The 18,327-nt window shown below is 66.6% G+C and carries 21 protein-coding genes; 7 read left to right on the top strand and 14 right to left on the bottom strand.

The features are described from left to right. Window positions 1-7: 7 nt before the first annotated feature. From ACYQ4W_RS02205 to ACYQ4W_RS02190, 4 genes are all read left to right on the top strand, one after another. Window positions 8-1,069 carry a DNA polymerase III subunit delta gene (locus tag ACYQ4W_RS02205; RefSeq protein WP_459852291.1) on the top strand — a complete coding sequence of 354 codons (1,062 nt, stop codon included), beginning with the start codon at window positions 8-10 and terminating at the stop codon, window positions 1,067-1,069. After that, complete coding sequence (gene radC / locus ACYQ4W_RS02200) at window positions 1,066-1,794, top strand: RadC family protein (RefSeq protein WP_459852289.1); 729 nt, start codon at window positions 1,066-1,068, stop codon at window positions 1,792-1,794. Before ACYQ4W_RS02205 ends, radC begins: the two co-directional genes overlap by 4 nt. Window positions 1,795-2,112: 318 nt before the next feature. Then, entirely contained in the window at window positions 2,113-2,277 is a 165-nt protein-coding gene (locus ACYQ4W_RS02195; protein WP_459852286.1) for a JAB domain-containing protein, read from the top strand. A gap of 50 nt (window positions 2,278-2,327) precedes the next feature. Beyond that, complete coding sequence (locus ACYQ4W_RS02190; protein WP_459852284.1) at window positions 2,328-3,212, top strand: 4Fe-4S ferredoxin; 885 nt, start codon at window positions 2,328-2,330, stop codon at window positions 3,210-3,212. A gap of 41 nt (window positions 3,213-3,253) precedes the next feature. Here ACYQ4W_RS02190 and ACYQ4W_RS02185 read toward each other — a convergent pair whose 3' ends face one another. From ACYQ4W_RS02185 to ACYQ4W_RS02125, 13 genes are all read right to left on the bottom strand, one after another. Further along, window positions 3,254-3,775, bottom strand: a complete 522-nt coding sequence (locus ACYQ4W_RS02185; RefSeq protein ID WP_459852282.1) for a DUF2059 domain-containing protein — start codon at window positions 3,773-3,775, stop codon at window positions 3,254-3,256. A 36-nt stretch (window positions 3,776-3,811) separates the two neighbouring features. After that, on the bottom strand, window positions 3,812-4,348 hold the full coding sequence (locus tag ACYQ4W_RS02180) for a DUF2059 domain-containing protein (protein WP_459852280.1): 537 nt from the start codon (window positions 4,346-4,348) through the stop codon (window positions 3,812-3,814). Window positions 4,349-4,442: 94 nt separating this feature from the next. Continuing rightward, window positions 4,443-5,159, bottom strand: coding sequence for a polyprenyl diphosphate synthase (gene uppS, locus ACYQ4W_RS02175; RefSeq protein WP_459852278.1), 717 nt, complete (start codon window positions 5,157-5,159; stop codon window positions 4,443-4,445). A gap of 5 nt (window positions 5,160-5,164) precedes the next feature. After that, a complete protein-coding gene (frr, locus tag ACYQ4W_RS02170) occupies window positions 5,165-5,719 on the bottom strand; it encodes a ribosome recycling factor (RefSeq protein WP_459852276.1) in 555 nt (184 codons plus the stop codon). Between the two features lie 2 nt (window positions 5,720-5,721). Next, on the bottom strand, window positions 5,722-6,444 hold the full coding sequence (gene pyrH / locus ACYQ4W_RS02165) for a UMP kinase (RefSeq protein WP_459852274.1): 723 nt from the start codon (window positions 6,442-6,444) through the stop codon (window positions 5,722-5,724). Window positions 6,445-6,542: 98 nt separating this feature from the next. Next, window positions 6,543-7,166, bottom strand: a complete 624-nt coding sequence (gene tsf / locus ACYQ4W_RS02160; RefSeq protein WP_459852272.1) for a translation elongation factor Ts — start codon at window positions 7,164-7,166, stop codon at window positions 6,543-6,545. A gap of 3 nt (window positions 7,167-7,169) precedes the next feature. Further along, entirely contained in the window at window positions 7,170-7,946 is a 777-nt protein-coding gene (gene rpsB, locus ACYQ4W_RS02155; RefSeq protein ID WP_459852270.1) for a 30S ribosomal protein S2, read from the bottom strand. A gap of 205 nt (window positions 7,947-8,151) precedes the next feature. After that, window positions 8,152-8,928 (bottom strand): fumarylacetoacetate hydrolase family protein, encoded by a 777-nt coding sequence (locus tag ACYQ4W_RS02150; RefSeq protein ID WP_459852268.1) that lies wholly within the window; start codon window positions 8,926-8,928, stop codon window positions 8,152-8,154. Window positions 8,929-8,936: 8 nt separating this feature from the next. Next, window positions 8,937-9,326 carry a response regulator gene (locus ACYQ4W_RS02145; protein WP_459852266.1) on the bottom strand — a complete coding sequence of 130 codons (390 nt, stop codon included), beginning with the start codon at window positions 9,324-9,326 and terminating at the stop codon, window positions 8,937-8,939. 227 nt (window positions 9,327-9,553) lie between these two features. Beyond that, window positions 9,554-10,618 (bottom strand): sulfite exporter TauE/SafE family protein, encoded by a 1,065-nt coding sequence (locus ACYQ4W_RS02140; protein WP_459852264.1) that lies wholly within the window; start codon window positions 10,616-10,618, stop codon window positions 9,554-9,556. Window positions 10,619-10,642: 24 nt separating this feature from the next. Further along, window positions 10,643-10,939, bottom strand: coding sequence for a hypothetical protein (locus ACYQ4W_RS02135; RefSeq protein WP_459852262.1), 297 nt, complete (start codon window positions 10,937-10,939; stop codon window positions 10,643-10,645). 77 nt (window positions 10,940-11,016) lie between these two features. Further along, entirely contained in the window at window positions 11,017-11,556 is a 540-nt protein-coding gene (locus ACYQ4W_RS02130) for a hypothetical protein (RefSeq protein WP_459852260.1), read from the bottom strand. A gap of 21 nt (window positions 11,557-11,577) precedes the next feature. Further along, on the bottom strand, window positions 11,578-11,757 hold the full coding sequence (locus ACYQ4W_RS02125; protein ID WP_459852258.1) for a hypothetical protein: 180 nt from the start codon (window positions 11,755-11,757) through the stop codon (window positions 11,578-11,580). Between the two features lie 358 nt (window positions 11,758-12,115). Between ACYQ4W_RS02125 and ACYQ4W_RS02120 the strand changes: the two genes are divergently transcribed. From ACYQ4W_RS02120 to ACYQ4W_RS02110, 3 genes are all read left to right on the top strand, one after another. Beyond that, window positions 12,116-14,134 (top strand): S16 family serine protease, encoded by a 2,019-nt coding sequence (locus ACYQ4W_RS02120; RefSeq protein ID WP_459852256.1) that lies wholly within the window; start codon window positions 12,116-12,118, stop codon window positions 14,132-14,134. 155 nt (window positions 14,135-14,289) lie between these two features. Further along, window positions 14,290-15,795, top strand: coding sequence for a sensor histidine kinase (locus tag ACYQ4W_RS02115; RefSeq protein WP_459852254.1), 1,506 nt, complete (start codon window positions 14,290-14,292; stop codon window positions 15,793-15,795). Continuing rightward, window positions 15,792-17,153, top strand: a complete 1,362-nt coding sequence (locus ACYQ4W_RS02110; protein ID WP_459852252.1) for a sigma-54-dependent transcriptional regulator — start codon at window positions 15,792-15,794, stop codon at window positions 17,151-17,153. The genes ACYQ4W_RS02115 and ACYQ4W_RS02110 overlap by 4 nt, the downstream gene beginning before the upstream one ends. Here ACYQ4W_RS02110 and ACYQ4W_RS02105 read toward each other — a convergent pair. After that, entirely contained in the window at window positions 17,150-17,953 is an 804-nt protein-coding gene (locus ACYQ4W_RS02105) for a sirohydrochlorin cobaltochelatase (RefSeq protein ID WP_459852250.1), read from the bottom strand. The two genes, ACYQ4W_RS02110 and ACYQ4W_RS02105, sit on opposite strands and share 4 nt — an antisense overlap. Window positions 17,954-18,327: the final 374 nt, after the last annotated feature.

The raw sequence follows: 18,327 nt of genomic DNA, 5'->3' as shown, positions 1-18,327 counted from the left end.
AGCCCGCATGGCTTCGCCCCCGGCCCGCCCCACGCCGAACACCGGCCACGCAAGCCGCAAAGGCCACCGCTTCCTCATCTGCCCGGACGCCGAGCTGCTGCGCCGCCAGGTGGCCAAGATCTCCGCGGGCATGGGCGCGCCGGATACCGTTGCGCGCAAGGTCTTCTGGGGTGACGACGAGCCCTTCCCCCAGGCCTTTTGGCCGGAACTCACCACGCAGAATCTCTTCTCCACCCCGACGGTGCTTGTGCTGCGCCGGGCGGAAATGCTCAAGGCCGAGGTCTGGGACCGCCTGGACGAGGGCCTGAAGCTGCAAGCCACCACGGTCCTGCCGGTGTTCTGCCTTGAGGGCCGCTGGAAGGAAGGCAAGCCTCCGGTGCCGGTGTTTCTGACCAAGCGCGGGCTGTGGCAAAAGGCCGAGGAAAACGCCTGGCTCTGGCAGTCGCCCGGCCTCACGGAGTCCACGCTGCCCAAGTTTCTGGAAGCCTGGGCCGCCGAGAAGGGCCTTGCGCTGGACGGCCCGGCCAAACGCGCCCTGCTGGACGCCCTGCCTCACGACGGCCTGGCCGCAGGACTGGAGCTGGACAAGCTGGAACTGGCCGCGGGCGACGAGAAGCGCGTCACCGTGGAGATGGCGGATCTCATCGCCCCGCACGGCGACATGGATTTCTTCGACTTCATGAAGGGCCTGGCCGCCCGGCCGGAGACCAACCCCGAGGCCCTGCGCGACGTCTGGGCCCGCGTGCTGGACGACCAGCTGCGCCCCAGCGGCGACAAGATCTTGTTCCAGCTGTTGGGCTACGTGTCCTGGCAGGCCCGGCAAATGTGGATGCTCAACGAGGGCGAGGAGCACAAGGTGCGCATGAACCCGCGCGACAAGCCCGCCCTGGCCCGCATGTCCAAGCAGCTGGGCCGCGCCGGAATCGCGCGCATCATCGAGCTGACGCTGGACGCCAACCTGGGCGTCATCAGCGGCGCGCGCCGCCCGGACGACACGCTGGAATCCTACGTGGCGCAGCTCTCCGCTTTGTTCCAACAGCAGCCGGCAACAGGCGGGCGCCCGGCATGAGCCCGGCCAGAAAATCACCCGCCGCCAAAAGCGCCGACAAGGCCGCGGAAACGCCGCCGCCCCACTATCTGGGCCATCGCCAGCGCCTGCGCGAAAAGCTCGTGAACGAGCCCAAGGCCCTGGCGGACTATGAACTCATCGAACTGTTGCTGGGCCAGGTGCTGCCCCGGCGCGACACCAAGCCGCTGGCCAAGGATCTTGTGGCGCGCTTCGGCAGCCTGCGCGGCGTGCTCACGGCAAGACCGGAGGCGCTGATGGAAGTGAGCGGCTTCGGCGAAAGCCTGGCCGGGCACTGGGCGCTCCTGGCCGAGGCCTTTGCCCGCATGGGCGAGGCCCCGGTACGAGAGAAGCAGGTCTTCTCCGGGCCGGAGGTGGTGGCCGCGGCCGCCCGCGCGCGCATCGGCCATCTGGCGGTGGAGGAATTCTGGGTGGCGCTGGTGGACAACAAGAACCGGCTCATGGCCTGGGAGCGCGTGGGCAAGGGCACCGTGGACGAGACGCCCGTCTACCCGCGCGAGGTGCTGGCCCTGGCCTTGAAGCACCAGGCCTCGGGCCTCATTCTGGCCCACAACCACCCCGGCGGCGACCCCTCGCCGTCCATCCAGGACCGCGATCTCACCCGGCGCATCGCCCACTCGGCCAAGGAGCTGGGCCTGCGCGTGCTCGACCACCTCATCGTGGCCGAGTCCGGGCACTTCAGCTTTCAGGACGCCGGGCTCTTGTAGAAGCCGACAAGCTTATCCTGTTGTCGCTTCCAATTAATGGGAGGTTTGAGCATGGACCCACGTCAAATCCTTTGCGATTGGGTTGTGGCTGCACTTAATGACCTTGGTGGTTCCGCACACATCATCCCGATTTGTAAACACATCTGGAATCATCATGAGCATGAACTCAGGGATTCCGGTGATCTGTTCTACACGTGGCAGTATGATGTTCGTTGGGCTGGCCAAAAGCTAAGAGATACAGGCGTGCTGGCACCGGTATACAATCAGAGAGGGCTGCCTTGGACTCTGTTATAGCATTTACAGCGAGCTTATAAGCGGGTGACCCACAACCACCCCTGCGGCGACCCCTCGCCGTCCATCCAGGACCGCGATCTCACCCGGCGCATCGCCCACTCGGCCAAGGAGCTGGGCCTGCGCGTGCTCGACCACCTCATCGTGGCCGAGTCCGGGCACTTCAGCTTTCAGGACGCCGGGCTCTTGTAAAGACGAAACCGCCCGGCCGCCGCGAACACCGTCACCCCCCAGGAGGCGCCATGGACAACGCACCCGCCGACACCGTTTTCGCCCAAGCCCTGGTCCGCGATTACCTCGCCATCCCCGACAACAACCGCATTGAACCCGGCAGCGCCGAACGCGCCTGGGACGAGCCCCTTGTGGGCTTTGCCCGCGGCGACGACCCCCTCTTCGCATCCTACAAGACCCATGTGGACCCGCAGCACTGGACGCCCCTGGAGGCCTTCCGCCTGGGCTTTCCCGGCACGGATGCGACGGACGCCGACATCGCCGTCATGGCCTGGATTCTGCCCCAGACCGCACAGGTGCGCCAAGACCACAGGAAGGAAAAGGAACTGCCCAGCAGGCGCTGGGCGCTGACGCGCAAATTCGGGGAGGAGATAAACGCCGCACTGCGCGCCCACGTGGCGCGGGAGCTGTGCGCGGCCGGGGTGCAGGCCTGCGCGCCGGTGCAGCTCAAGGAGTGGACGCGTGTGGAGGGCGGGCCTTTCGTCTTCGCCTCAACCTGGTCGGAGCGGCACGCCGCCCACGCCGCAGGGCTCGGCACCTTCGGCCTGTGCGACGGGCTCATCACCCCGCTCGGCAAGTCCATCCGCGTGGGCACAATCGTGGCGCGCGCCCCCTGGCCCGCCACGCCAAGGCCCTATGCCGGGCACCGGGACTGGTGCCTGTTCTTCGCCACGGGCAAATGCGGGGCGTGCATCAGGCGCTGCCCGGCCGGGGCGCTCTCGCCCTCCGGCCACGACAAACGCAAGTGCAAGGCCTATATCCGCGGCGTCACATCGCCCTACGTGGAAGAGAAGCTGCTGGGGTGCAAGGTCAACGCCTGCGGCCTGTGCCAAACCGGCGTGCCCTGCGAAAAGGGCATACCGGCGGCGCTGCGCGGGCGCGAGGCCAAAGCCTAGGAGCCCGGCTTCCCGGGTCTCCTAGGGGGAAAATGTAGGGGCTACTGGGCGGTCTGGTTGGACTGGGACTGGCTGGCGTGGGCCTGGGCGTCGCGCTTCAAAACATCGGTCACGCGCTGGTTCAGCTCCGGTATCATGCCGATGGCCATGCTCTGGGCCACGGCCTTGGCGTCGCGCATGGTGGCGGGCATGACGGCCACGGCCTTGCGGCCCAGGGGCGACTCGTAGAAGGCCGCCAGGTCGCGCAGCTCCTTCTGGGTGAAGTGCTTGGCGAACACGGGCAGAAGCTGCTCGGCCAGGCCGCCGGGCGCAACGATCTTCTCGGTCACGGCGCTGGCGATCTCGCGCTCGACCAGGGGCATCTTGTCCGCCGGGATGTCCGGGCGGAACTTCTTCACCAGCCCGATGTTCTGACGGACATACTGCAAAATCAGGTCTTTGCCGCCAAGGGCCTCGATGAGGCGCAGGGCTTCCTGGCGGTTTTCCGGGGTCAGGTCCAGGGCAAAGGCGTTGGTGCACAACAAAACGGAAAGCAACACGCCGCAAAGAATTCTCACAAACATTTCAGGTCCTTTTTTGTTCATGGCTTCGGGCCGTGGCTAGAGCCGCTGCCCGCTCTCAAGCTTCTTCAAGCGTTCCTCGATCCGGGGCGCGGCCTTGGAGGTGATGTCCTCGGCCAGGCGTTCGCCCACGGCATCCATATCCTCCGCAATGCGCGGCTGCAAGGCCACCACCTTCTGCATGCGCGGGTCGCGCCCGACCGTGAGCAGGTAGGCCACGTCCTCGCGCGTCAGGTGCCGCTGGAACACGGGCACCATGTCGAGCACCGCGGCCTCCGTCGCCGCCTCAAGCTCGGTCTGCAATTCGTTGTGGATGAGCTCCAGCACGCCGGGTTCGATGTCCTTATGGGACTGGCGCACCAGCTCGATGACCACGTCCAGCTGGCGCTCGGCGCTCACCTTGAGCATTTGCCGGTAGCCGAAGAGCCGGATGTACTCCAGCACGTCGGCCTGGCGGGGCGCATTGGCCGGGATGGCCTCGCCGGCCGGGTCGGCCAGGTCGGCGTCTGCGGCCAGGCAAGGGCCGGCCAAGAGCACGCAAAGGGTAAGCGCAAAGGCTGCGGTCAAGTGGCGCATGGCAACTCCTGTGTTTGGCGCAAGCAACCACGCTTTGCCGAGAAAGGCAAGGGGCGAGGGGAGGCGGAGCGGCGGGAGGGAAACGGGCGGGGCGCTAGTCGGTCACCTGGGCGCCGGTCTTGCCGAAGCGGCGCTGCCGGTTCTGATAGTCGGCCAGGGCGCGCTCCAGCTCGGCCGCGTCGAAGTCCGGCCAGAGGGTCTCCGTGAAATAGAACTCGGAGTAGGCTGCCTGGAAAAGCAGATAGTTGGAGAGCCGAAGCTCCCCGCTGGTGCGGATGATGAGGTCCGGGTCGGGTTGGCCCGCGGTGTACAGCTCGGCTGCAAGGGCCTCCTCGGTGACGGCCTCCGGCTGGAGCCCCTTGGCGACCAGGCTGCGGCAGGCGCGCAGAATCTCCTCGCGCCCGGAGTAGTTGAGCGCCAGGTTCAGCGTCATGCTGCGGCAGTGCGCGGTTTTCTGCATGACATGCCCAAGGGCCCGGCGCGCGGCAAAGGGCAGGCCCTCAAAGTCGCCCAGGTGCTTCAGGCGGATGTCCTGGTCCAGCATGTTCTGCAGCTCGCCTTTCAAAAACTCCACGAGCAGGTCGAAGATCAGCCCGACCTCGTCCTTGGGGCGCGACCAGTTCTCGCGCGAGAAGGCGTACAGGGTGAGGTGCGAGAGCCCGAGCTCGCGGGCGCGGGTGATGATGACCTTGGCCGTGCGGACGCCCGCGCGGTGGCCCTCGCTGCGCGAGAGCCCCCTGCGGGTGGCCCAGCGGCCGTTGCCGTCCATGATGACGGCGACATGCGCCGGAGCGCCGGTAGCTTCCGCCATATGGGCTAAAGCTCCAGAATCTCTTTTTCTTTGCCGGCGAAGGCCTGGTCGCACTTCTTGATGGTCTCGTCGGTGAGCTTCTGCACCTCGTCCGTGAGCTTGTGCTGCTCGTCCTCGGTGATGGTCTTGTCCTTCAAAAGCTTCTTCAGGTCCTCGTTCAGGTCGCGGCGCACGTTGCGCACGGCCACCTTGGACTCCTCGGTGAACTTCTTGGCCATCTTCACCAGATCCTTGCGGCGCTCCTCGGTGAGGGGCGGAATGCTGATGCGGATGAGCTTGCCGTCGTTCACGGGATTGAGGCCCAGGTCGGACTTCATGATGGCCTTTTCAATGGCGCTGAAGGCGGCCTTGTCCCAGGGCTGGATGGTGATGGTGCGGGCGTCCGGCACGGAGAGCGAGGCGATCTGTCCCACGGGCGTGGGGTTGCCGTAGTACTCGGCCATGATGGGCTCGATGAGGGCCACCGAGGCACGGCCCGTGCGCAGGCGCGCAAATTCCTTGGTGAGGCTCGAGAGTGCGCCGGTCATGCGTTTCTTGCCGTCGTCGATAACTGCATGCATGTCTAGTTCCCCCCTTCAACGATGGTGCCGAGCTTCTCGCCCTGGATGACCCGGCGGATGTTGCCTTCCTTGAACAGATTGAACACGATGATGGGCACGTTGTTGTCACGCGCAAGGGAGATGGCCGTGGCGTCCATGACGCCCAGGCGCTTCTCCAGGGTCTCGATGTAGGTCACGGTGTCGAAGCGGACCGCGTCCGGGAACTTCTTGGGGTCCTTGTCGTACACGCCGTCCACCTTGGTGGCCTTCAAAATGGCCTCGCACTTGAGCTCCATGGCCCGCAGGGCGGCGGCGGTGTCCGTGGTGAAGTACGGGTTGCCGGTGCCCGCCGCGCAGATGACCACGCGGCCTTTTTCCAGGTGGCGCACGGCCCGGCGGCGAATGTACGGCTCGGCCACTTCCTTCATGGTGAAGGCGGTCATGACGCGGGTGTCGCAGCCAAGCTTCTCCAGGGCGTCCTGCACGGCCAGGGCGTTCATCACCGTGGCCAGCATGCCCATGTAGTCGCCCTGGGCGCGGTCCATGCCCTGCTCGCTTGCGGCCATGCCCCGGAAGATGTTGCCGCCGCCGATGACCAGCGCGATCTGCACGCCGCGCTTGGCCACGTCCGCTATCTCGCGGCAGAAGGTGCCGATGGCCTTGGGCTCGATGCCGAACTTCTGTTCGCCGGCGAGCGCCTCGCCGGAGAGTTTGAGGAGTACCCGTGAATAGTGCAGCTTGTCCATGTTCCTCCTCTCTGGTTGCGCGCGTTGACCGGCGGCAGTGTGTTGGCGGTATTTTTCAGGGTTTCAAAAAAAACGGGCCTTGCGGCCCGTTGTTTTTCTTATTCCTCGGTGGCGTCCGCTTCGGCGTCTTCGCCCAGAACCATGCGGTCGAACCGCCCGATCTGCATGTTCTCTCCGAGAACCGCGATGAGCTCGTTCAGCAGGTCCTTTATCTTCTTCTTGTCGTCCTTGATGAAGGGCTGCTCGAGCAGGCACACTTCAGAGTAGTACTTGTTCACGCGGCCTTCGACGATCTTCTCGGCGATGGCTTCGGGCTTGCCTTCCTGCATGGCCTGGTGCTTGAAGATCTCGCGCTCTTTGGCGAGCAGTTCCTGGGGCACCTGGTCGGGGCAGACGCAGATGGGGCACGCGGCGGCGATCTGCATGGCCAGGTCGCGGGCGAACTCCTTGAACTTCTCGTTCTTGGCCACGAAGTCGGTCTCGCACTTCAGCTCGACCATGACGCCGATCTTGCCGTTGCTGTGGATGTAGGAGCCGATGACGCCCTGGCTGGTGGCGCGTCCGGCCTTCTTGGCGGCCTTGGCCAGGCCCTTTTCGCGCAGGTAGGCAATGGCCTTCTCTTCGCTGCCGCTGCACTCAACCAAAGCTTTCTTGCAGTCCATCATGCCCGCGCCGGTTTTCTCGCGCAGGACCTTCACCGCTTGGGCGCTGATATCAGCCATGGCTTACTCCTCCTCGGCGGCGGCTTTCTCGGCGGCCGCGTCGACTTCGGTTTCCTTGGCCGGGGCGTTCTTGGCGCCGCCGGGGGTATTTTCCTTCAGGGCCGCGGCGCCTTCGATGCAGGCGTCGGCGATGTGGGTGGCGAACAGCTTGATGGCGCGGATGGCGTCATCGTTGCCGGGGATGACATAGTCGATCTCGTCCGGGTCGCAGTTGGTGTCGACCACGGCCACGACCGGGATGCCCAGCTTGCGGCATTCCTGCACGGCGATGTGCTCGCGGTTGGGGTCGATGATGAAGGCCACGGCCGGGGCGCCGTTCATGTCCTTGATGCCGCCGAGGGCGTCGTTGAGCTTCTCGACTTCGCGGGCGAGCTGGACGACTTCCTTCTTGGGGAACTTGTTGATGGAGCCGTCGGCGAACATGGATTCCAGGTTCTTCAGACGGTCGATGCTCTTTTTGATGGTCTGGAAGTTGGTGAGCGTGCCGCCCATCCAACGCTGGGTCACGCAATGCATGCCGCAGCGCTCCACTTCGGCCTTGATGGCCTCCTGCGCCTGGCGCTTGGTGCCGATGAAGAGCACCTTGCCGCCCTGGGCCACGGTCTCGACGATGAAGTCGTGGGCCTTCTGGAACAGCTTCACGGTCTGCTGCAGGTCGATGATATGGATGCCGTTGCGCGCGCCGAAAATGTAGGTGCGCATCTTGGGGTTCCAACGGCGGGTCTGGTGACCGAAATGGACGCCGGTCTCCAGCATCTGCTTCATGGTAACGTAAGCCATAAATCCTCCTGGGTTTTTCCTCCGCCCTGGCGCTTGGTCGTCTCCCGGAACGTCCGGGACACCCAGTGAAAAGCCAAAGCGTGTGATTTGTGAAACGGAAGCTTCTACGTCGAACGCGCGCGCTTGGCAAGGGGAAAATGCGCGCGCAAAAGAGCGCCCGCCCGTGCGGCGGTAGCGCTCCAGGAAAAAATGCGGCCCCGCCGGATTACTGCACCGCGGCCGGGTCGGCCGGGCCTTCGCTCACCACGGCGTTGGTCAAAAAGCCCACTTCGTCGATCTCGATGGTGACCTCGTCGCCGTCCTGTATCGGCCCAATGCCCGCCGGGGTGCCGGTCAAGATCACGTCGCCGGGCAGCAGGGTCATGACGCGCGAAACGAAGCTCACCAGCATGGCGGGCGGAAAGATCATCTCCGCCGTGTTGCCCTGCTGGCGCACTTCGCCGTTGACCAGGGCGCGCAGGCCCAGGCCGCGCAGGTCGTCCACCTGGGTCTCTATCCACGGGCCCACGGGGCAGAAGGTGTCGAAGCTCTTGGCCCGGGTCCACTGGCCGTCCTTCTTCTGCAAATCGCGGGCGGTGACGTCGTTGGCGCAGGAGAAGCCGAACACGTGGCGCATGGCCTCGGCCTCGCTCACAAAGCGGGCGGCCTTGCCCATGACCAGGGCCAGCTCGGCCTCGTAGTCCACGCGCTGCGAGCAGCTGGGCAAAACGATGGCGTCGCCGGGGCCGATGACCGAGGAGGGCGGCTTGAGAAAGATGATGGGCTCGTCCGGCGTTTTCAGGCCAAGCTCGCGGGCGTGGTCGTGATAATTGAGGCCCACGCAGACGACCTTGCTGGGGCGCACCAGGGGCAAAAGCTCCACCTCGGCCAGGGGGATGTCGTCCGGCAGGTTCTCCTCAAGGTTCAGGCAGCGCACCGTCTCCGGGCTGGTGATGGCGGCGTAGAACGAGCGGTTGTTGTGGCGGACGCGGATGATGCGCATGCGGCGGCCTACAGTCCCTTGGCCGTCTTGCGGCGGTCGTAGGCGATGTGGATGATGCCCAGAAGCTCGTCCATGGGATAGGGCTTGAGCAGATAGTCCGAGCCGCCGTGGGCCATCATCTCCGCGGCGATGTCCACCGAGGCGTGGCCGGTCAGGATGATGACCTCGATGTCCGGGTCGATCTTCTTGATCTCCGGCAGGGTCTCCTGGCCGCTCATGCCGGGCATCTTCACGTCCAGCAGCACAATGTCGCAGGGTTCGGCCTTCAGTATCTCCAGCGCCGCGGCGCCGCTCTCCGCGGTGGTCACGGTCATGCCCTGGGCGGTGAGCAGCTTGCCCAAGGTGTTGCGGAAACGTTCCTCGTCATCCACCACCAGGACCTTGATGACCTCGCCCATGCGCGCGCTCCTTGTCTGACGTCTGTCGTTGGGGCCTGCCGCCAGGCCTCTTGGCGAATCCGGCGCGGGCAGCCCCCGCCGTGGCCATTTCATGCCACATCGCCATGGATTCGTCGAGGGGTGAAGGCGGGATTCCCCGCCCTTTGCGCCGGGCCGCGGCCGCAAAAAGGCCCGCGCCGCCCCGAATGGGACGCGGCGCGGGCCACAGGTCAAGGGAAGGCGGTTTTCTAGGCCTGGCCGTAGGCCTCCTGGGCCTGGCGCGCCATGACCCTGCGGGCCTTGAACATGGCGCCCAGGATGATGACCGCGCCCAGGGTGAGGGCGGCGCACATGATGACGAAGCTCGCCTTGTCCATGAGGGCCACAGTGTCCGGGGCGATGTCCATCAGGCCCAGCTGGGCCAGATACTTGGGCATGGCCAGCGCGCGGCTGACGGCCACGATGAGCATGATGGAGCCCATGACGATCTTGATCATGACCTCGCGCACCAGGGTGGTGCCGATGGCGCCCAGCTGCACGCCGAGAAGTGAGCCCGCAAGGATGATGAGGGTGAGGCGAATGTCGACCATGCCGTGCATGGCCCAGTTGATGGTGCCGCCCAGGCCCATGGCGAAGGCGATGACCAGCTCGGAGGCGGAGGAGACCAGGCCGCCCACGCCCATGACGTAGATCATGCCGGGCACGCCGATGAACCCGCCCACGGCGATGGTGGCGGCCAACATGCCGGTGGCGAAGCCCACGGGCAGGGTGAACCACAGGGAGATGCGCACGTTGGCGGTCTTGAAGTGGATCATGGGCCAAAGGTTGATGCTTTGCAGCTTGAGCGCCAGGGCGGGCGTCACGTCCTTGCCGGTACCCGCGCGCGACTTCATGGCGTCGTAGAACACGTAGCTGCCCACAATGACCAGCACGGCCACGAAGGACACGCTGACGTACAGGTTGGAGCCGGCTTGGCCCCAGGCGCTCAAGATCAGGTTCTGGATCTTGATGCCCACCTGCACGCCCACCGCGGCGCTGGCGGCCAGCACGAGGCCGAGCTTGATGTCGACCTGGCCGTAGCGGAAGCGCTTGATGGCGCCCACCAGGGCCTTGGGGAACTTGTGGCACATGTTGCTGGCCACGGCCACGGTGCCGGGCACGCCCAGGCTCATCATGCCCGGGGTGAGCACGAAGGCCCCGCCGGAGCCGATGAAACCGCTCACCAGTCCGCCGATGAAGCCGACGATGAACAGAAAGATGATGGAGGACGTGGTCAGGTCGATGAATTTCAGACTGTCGAGTGCGAGATCCATGATCAAGTCTCCTTGCTGGCGCGCTTAGGCGTTTAAGGTGGCGCGCACTTCGGGGCGCTTGGTCTGGGTGGCCTGCGCGGTCTTGGCCGGGGCCTTGGCGGTAATGCCGAGCGCGGTCCAAAGATTGGAGGCGAAGCCGCCGTGCACATAGGAAACCAGGAGCACCGCGCCGATGGGCATGGCCGCGTACATTCCGCCGCGCGCGCACAGTTCGGTGAAGGCGTCGGCGTGCTGGAAGGCCAGCGTGAACATTGCGGCGCTGACGGCGCCAAAACCCACCATCCGCAGCAATGCCTGCTTTTTCGTCAATTCCTGAGCCATGTCATCCTCCGTTCTTGCGTATGTATTGACGGCTCCGCCGCCGGTTCGAACCACATCTCGCCGCTGTCGCGCGGCGTTCAGCACTTGAGGGAAAATTCCGGCACCATGAGAGCGGCCTGGCGGCGCTCCGCCTCGGGCCTGCGGGTGATGACGAACTCCACGCGCCGGAGCTCCACGCTGACGGCGGAGAGCACCTCGTCGCGGCCGCCCTGGCGCAGAATGTGCGCGCAGGAGACGCCGCGCTTGGCCGCCTCGGCGAACAGCGCGGCCGCACCGGCCTCGGCTCTGGCCGCAAAGTCGCCCCCGCGCCGCGCGCCCGTCTCCACGCTCAAAAGCACCAGGTCAAAGCCCAGGCGCTCGGCCAGGTTCACGCTGTACACGGCCATGGCCGCGGGCACGCCGTCGGCCTCGGCCAGGACAAGAATCTTGCGGTGCTCGGCGTAGAATTCGCCCAGAATCTCGCGCGCCAATTCGCCCTCGCCCGCCTCGGCCATGGAGACGGCCTCGCCGTAGGTCTCCATGGCTTCGCGCCAGCCGCCGCGCAGGCGCAGGGAGATTCCCGGCTGCGCCTTGGCGGCCTTGTCCGCTTGGCGGGTCTTGGGGGAGGACTTTGGCATCACACGGCTCCGGCTTTGAACTTAGGCCTTGAGGCTGGGGCGCTGGCGCTTGCCCTTGGCGCTTTCGGACCGGGAGCTGCCGGCCTGGGTGCGGGGCTGCGCGCCCTCGCCCAAAAATTCGCGGGCTTCCTGGTGCAGATTGCGCTCGGCAAAGGCGGCGGCGGCAAAAGCGGTTTGCATGGTGTCGCGAAGGCTGTTCATGGCGGTCTCCGGGTTGGCGTTTCAATTGACTTGCGCATTTCAAGTGACGTGCCGCGGACCGAATAATGCGCAACACATTGATATCAAATGAGTTTTATGCTTGAGGCAAAACAACCACGCCGCCCGAACCGTTGCAGATCGCAACATGGCAGGTGCGCAGAATCAGCAACATGCTTATTTTTAACGATATTAATTGTGCAACACTCGAAAGACCTGCGTGTTGCTATTTGCAACACCGGCTATTTCCAAGAGGAATCAGGCATCTGCCCCGGCGCTTTGACACAAGGGGAAAAGCGTGCGTAAACAGGGTGGAACTGGCGAGCAACCCGCCGTATGCGGGCGAGGACAAGGAGCGCACATGATTTTTTTCCGCAAGACCGAGGAAGAGGCCGCCACGGGTCCGGCCAAGGGGCTCGACGACCTGCGCGGCCAGGTGCGCGAGGCGGCCCTGCCGGATTCCGTGGCCGCCATCGTGGCCAAGGAGCTGGAGCGCCTGGACAAGACCGACCCCTCGGTGGCCGAGTACGCCATCGGCCTCAACTACATAGATTGGCTGAGCACCCTGCCCTGGACCAAGAGCACCGAGGACTGCCTGGACTTCCCCAAGGTGGAGAAGACCCTGAGCGGCAGGCACTTCGGCCTGGACCACGTGAAGGAGCGCCTGCTGGAGTATCTGGCCGGGCGCACCCTGGCCGCCAGCGCGCCGCCCCATGTGCTGGTGGTGGATGACGAGGAGATAGCGCGCACCAACCTGGAGCACGTGCTCAAGAAGGAAGGCTACGCCGTGCGCACCGCCGCCAACGGCGTGGAGGCGCTGGAGCTGCTGCGCGCCTGGAGCTTCGACCTCATCGTCACCGACCTCAAGATGGACAAGATGGACGGCATGACGCTTTTGGCCGAGGCCGGGCGGCTCTCTCCCGCGACGCAGATCATCATCGTCACCGGCTACGCCACGGTGAACTCCGCCGTGCAGGCCATGCGCACCGGCGCCGCCCACTACCTCACCAAGCCCATCAGCCTGGACGACCTGCGCGCCACCGTGCGCGAGGTGCTGGGCGGCAAAAAGACCCTGGCCCCCACGCGCGGCCCGGTGCTCTGCTTCACCGGCCCCCCGGGCACGGGCAAAACCAGCATCGGCATGGCCATTGCCGAGGCCCTGGGCCGCAAGTTCCACCGCATGTCCATGGCGGGCATGCGCGACGAAGCCGAGCTGCGCGGCCACCGCCGCACCTATGTGGGCGCCATGCCGGGCAAGATCATCCAGGCCATCCGCCGGCTCGGCGTCAACAACCCGGTCATCATGCTCGATGAAATAGACAAGGTGGGCCAGGACTTCCGGGGCGATCCCGGCGCGGTGTTTTTGGAGGTGCTGGACCCGGAGCAGAACCGCCAGTTCATGGACCTTTACGTGGACGTGCCCTTCGACCTTTCGCAGGTGATGTTCATCGCCACGGCCAACGACCTTTCGCGCCTGGACGCGCCCCTGCAGGACCGCCTGGAGGTGGTGCACTTTCCCGGCTACACCGAGACGGAGAAGGAGCAGATCGCGCTGCGGCACATGGTTCCCCGCCAGAGCGCGGAGCACGGCCTGACCCACCCCTACCCGGCCTTCACGCCCGAGGCCGTGCGCACCATCATCCGCGACTACACGCGCGAGGCGGGCGTGCGCAACCTGGACCGCGAAATAGGCGGCGTGTGCCGCAAGCTGGCGCGCATGGCGCTTCAGGACGGCGTCCACGGCGACTACCCTGCCACTGTGGACGCGCCCCTGGTGGCCAGCCTGCTGGGTCCCCGCCGCTTCACCCACGAGTCCGCGCGGCCCGCGCCGCGTCCGGGCGTGGTCAACGGCCTGGTGTGGAGCGACACCGGCGGCGAGATAGTGCTGGTGGAGGCGGCCAAGATGCGCGGCACCGGGCAGCTGCTGCTCACGGGCTCCCTTGGCGCGGTGCTCAAGGAGTCGGCCCAGACCGCCCTTTCCTACATCCGCGGCAACGCCGAGGCCTTCGGGCTCGACCCGGATTTCTTCGCCGCCCAGGACCTGCACATCCACATCCCGGCCGGGGCCATACCCAAAGACGGCCCGTCGGCGGGCGTGACCATCCTCATGGCCCTGCTCTCGCTGTTGACCGGGCGGCCCGCCAAGCCCGGCGTGGCGCTGACCGGCGAGATGTCCCTCGGCGGCACGCTGCTGCCCGTGGCCGGCATCCGCGAAAAGATTCTGGCGGCGCAGCGCGGCGGCGTGCACACCGTGGCCCTGCCCGCGGGCAACCGGCCCGAGGCCGAGCAGCTGGAGCCGGACATCCGCAAGGCGGTCGCCATCGTGCTGGCCGACGAAGCCTCGGAACTGGTGGACGTGGTGCTGGGGCCGAAGGCCTGAGGCGGCGGGGCGAAAGCGCCGCGCCCGCGCCCAGCCAAAGGGCGATGATGCGTAAGAGGGACGCGGCACTGCCGCCACGCGGTTGACTGCCCTTTCGCCTTGGGCATATGCAGAGCGTCCCGAACAAGATAATCAGCAGACCAAGAGGAGCGCACGTGTTTCCGCCGAAGCCCTTTCTCCGACTGAACATCCGCCGCCGCGTCCTTTTGGGGATGCTGCTCTCGGTCTTTGCCGTGGGGCTCATCGGCACCTTCTCCTACCACTCCCTGGCGCAGATAGAGCGCAAGATGGGCTTCGTCGAGGTCATCGACGATCTGGGCAACACCATTCTTGAAATCCGGCGCTACGAAAAAAACTTCATGCTCTATGGCCACCACGAGGACTTTGACGAGAGCCGGGAGTACGCGGCCAAGGCGCGCGACATCCTGGTGAAGCTCGAGGGCAACGCGGCGGAGTTCGGCCTCTCCCAGGAGCATGCCTCGCTCAAGTCCGTGCTGGCCGACTACGAGGCCGTGAGCGGCAGGCTCTTTGTGGAGCGCGGCCAGGGCCAGGGACCGCCGCCAGCCGCCCTGCAAGCCGACCGCGACCGCCTGCGCGACACGGGCAAGCAGCTGGTGGACCTCTCCCAGCGGCTGGTGACCCACGAGCGCGCGCGCATCCTCACCATCGTGCAGTCGCTCAAGCGCCAGCTGCTGTTCTCGGTGGTGGTGTTTCTGGCCCTGGGCGGCGGTTTTCTGTTCGTGCTGGGGCACAAGACCATCACCGCCCTGCGCAGCATCGAGGCGGCCACGCGCGAAATCGCCAAGGGCCGCTTCAAGGCCCTCGCGCCTTCCGGCTCGGACGACGAGGTGGAGCGCGTCATCGGCGCCTTCAACCACATGATCGCGGAGCTGCAGAAGCGCCAAGACCAGCTGGTGCGCGAGAAAAAGCTCTCGTCGCTCGGCGTGCTCACCAGCGGCGTGGCCCACCAGCTGAACAACCCGCTGAACAACATCTCCACCTCCTGCCAGATTCTGATCGAAGAGGGGCAAGAGGTGGAGCCCGCCTTCTCGCGCAAGCTCCTGGGCAACATCGACCAGGAGGTGGCCCGCGCGAGAGACATCGTGAAGGGTCTGCTGGAATTCTCCCGCGCCAAGGACTTTGAGCGCAAGCCGACCTCGCTGGCCGAGGTGGTGGAGCGCTCGGTGCGTCTGGTCTCAAGCCAGGTGCCCGCCGGGGTGGAGATCACCCGCGCCGTGCCCGCGGACCTCATCCTGCCCATGGACGCCCAGCGCATGCAGGAGGTCTTCCTGAACCTGCTCATCAACGCGCTGCAAGCCCTGCACGGTCCGCAAAACGGCCAGCAGCAAGCCGGGTGCGGGCGCATCGCCATCACCGCCGAGCGCGACACTGAGCACGACCAGGCCGTGGTCACCGTGGCCGATACCGGCGCGGGCATCGACCCCGAAGACATCGCCCGCATCTTCGATCCGTTCTTCACCACCAAGGAAGTGGGCAAGGGCACGGGCCTGGGCCTGTCCATCGTCTTCGGCATCGTGGAGAAGCACCAGGGCGAAATCGCCGTGGAGAGCGTCCCGGGCCAGGGCGCCAGCTTCATTCTGCGCCTGCCCCTCGCCCTGCCGCCGGTCCAGCCCGACGCCGGGACCGGAGCCAGCGCATGAGCGCCGGGCGCGTGCTGGTGGTGGACGACGAGGTCATCTCCCGCGAGAACCTGGCCCACGCCCTGACCCGCGCGGGGTACGACGCCCTGGCCGTGAGCGACTCGCGCGCGGCCCTGGCGGAGCTGGCCAACGCCGCCTACGACCTGCTGCTGACGGACCTGCGCCTGGGCGAAGGCAGCGAGCTGGACGGCATCGGCCTCATGGAGCGCGCGCGCAAGCTTTTCCCCGGGCTGGAGGTTGTGGTCATGACCGGCTACGCCACGGTGCCCGGCGCGGTGGCGGCCATGAACCGGGGGGCGTTCTCCTACCTGGCCAAGCCGCTCAATCTGGACGAGGTGCGCGCGCTGACGGCCAAGGCCGTGGAGTCGAGCCGCCTGCGGCGCGAGGTGCTGGACCTGCGCCAGCGCCTCAAGGACCGCGACGCGCCGCCGCTTTTGGTCGGCAAAAGCCCGGCCATGGCCAGCCTGCTCATGACCATCGCCCAGGTGGCCCCCACCTCCTCCACCGTGCTGCTGCTGGGCGAAACCGGCACCGGCAAGGAGCTTGTGGCGCGGGCCATCCACCAGGCCAGCCAGCGCTCGGGCAAGCGTTTTCTGGCCGTCAACTGCGGGGCCTTCAGCGAAGATCTGCTGGCCAGCGAGCTGTTCGGCCACGAAAAGGGCGCATACACCGGCGCCATGGAGCGCAAGGCCGGGCTTTTCGAGGCCGCGGACGGCGGCACGCTGTTTTTGGACGAAGTGGGCGAGATGACGCCCTCCATGCAGGTGCGCCTGCTGCGCGTGCTGCAGGAGCGCAAGCTCATGCGCGTGGGCGGCACGGCGGACATCCCCGTGGACGTGCGGGTCATAGCCGCCACCAACAAGGACCTGGCCGCCGAGGCGGAAACGGGCTCCTTCCGCCTCGACCTCTACTACCGGCTGAACGTCATCACCCTGCGGCTGCCCGCCCTGGCCCAAAGGCGGGAGGACATCCCGCTTCTGGCGCGGCACTTCCTGCTCAAGTATTCCGAGCTTTTGGGACGCGATGTGCGCGAGATAGCGCCGGACGTGCTGCTGGCCCTGGCGGCCTATCCCTTTCCCGGCAACATCCGCGAGCTGGAGAACCTCATGGAGCGCGCCGTGGTGCTGGCCGAGGGCCACGTGATGGAGCTGCGCCACCTGCCCCCGGACCTGCAGCTGGACCAGCAGCAGCTCAAGACCTCGCGCCAGGGCGGCATGGCCACCTTGGAGGAGAACGAGCGGCAGCATATTTTGTGGGTGCTGGAGCAGACCGGCGGCAACAAGTCGCGCGCGGCGGAGATTCTGGACATCGACCGCGCCTCGCTCTGGCGCAAGCTCAAGCGGGCCGGACTGGGCTAGGCTTCAGTCTTCTGGCCGTGCAGGCGCGCCACGGCCTCGCGCAGGTGGTCCAGCCAAATGCCCGCCAGCTCCTGGCGTTCGCCCGCGCCGCGCAGATGCGCCTGGCACTGGAAGCCCGCGTTGGCGAGGCCGCAGCGCCAGGAACCGCCGCCCTCCCCGGCCATGTCGCGCATGACGTGCACCCCGCGCGCAAAGAGAAGCGGCATCAGGTGCACCTTCTTCACGCCAAGCTCGTTTAATTCCGTCACTTTCTCCGCAAGGCCGGGCTCCGCCTCCAGCGCGCCGATGAGCACGCGCGAGCCCAGGGCGCGCAGCTCTCCGGCCAGGCGGCGGTACGCGCCATTGGCCTCGCCCCTGGTTCCGTGGCCCATAAGGAGCACCGCCTCGCCGGGGCGGGAGGCCTCCTCCAGAGCCGAGGCCAGGGTGGCCGCCACCAGCCGCACGTCGTCCTCGTTGCCGAGGAGCGGACGCCCCAGCTCGATGGCCTCGAACTCGCCGCGCAGACGCTCCACCTGCCGCTTCAGCCCGAGGTACTCGGCCCCCGGAACCACGTGCAGGGACTGCACGGCGAGACGGCGCACGCCCTCGCGCGCGAGGGCGTGCATCGCCTCCGCCGGGGTGCGGAGGTGGGGGGCGTGGACGCCCTTGGCGAAGTGCGCTCCGGCCGTGAAGACCTGCTCCACCCGGTGGCCGGGAAAGGCGGCCACGGTCTGGCGGAGGAGATTGTCCATGGCTTCCTGCGCGCCCGTGAGGCGCGAGCCGTAGGCGGCAAGGAGGATGGCGTCGTGGTTGGCGGTCATGCTGGCGGCAGCGTAGCGCAGAACCGCACCGTCCGAAAGGGATTTCTGCCTGCTGCGGCGAGAAGGCCGGGCCGGATGCCGGGGCCTGGCCGGACGGCAGAACAGACAACGGTCCAGGCGCCAGGCCAGACGAGAGGCAAGGCGATGGATCAGATTGCAGGCCAGATGGCGGGCCGTACGACGGAGCAGACGACAGAACAGGCGACAGGACAGGCGACAGAACAGACGACAGGACAGGCGGCGGACCAAATGATGAGCCCGATGATGAGCCCGATGATGAGCCCGATGGCGGGCCAGACGCCTTTGCCTGTCCGCGCCTCCTGCCGGTCATTGCGTTGGGGCCACGCGGGGCTCAGCCCGCCGCCGGCCCAAAA

Source organism: Humidesulfovibrio idahonensis, assembly GCF_054657715.1.
The sequence above is the reverse complement of the archived record's forward strand: the minus strand, read 5'-3'. Positions and strand labels throughout refer to the sequence as shown.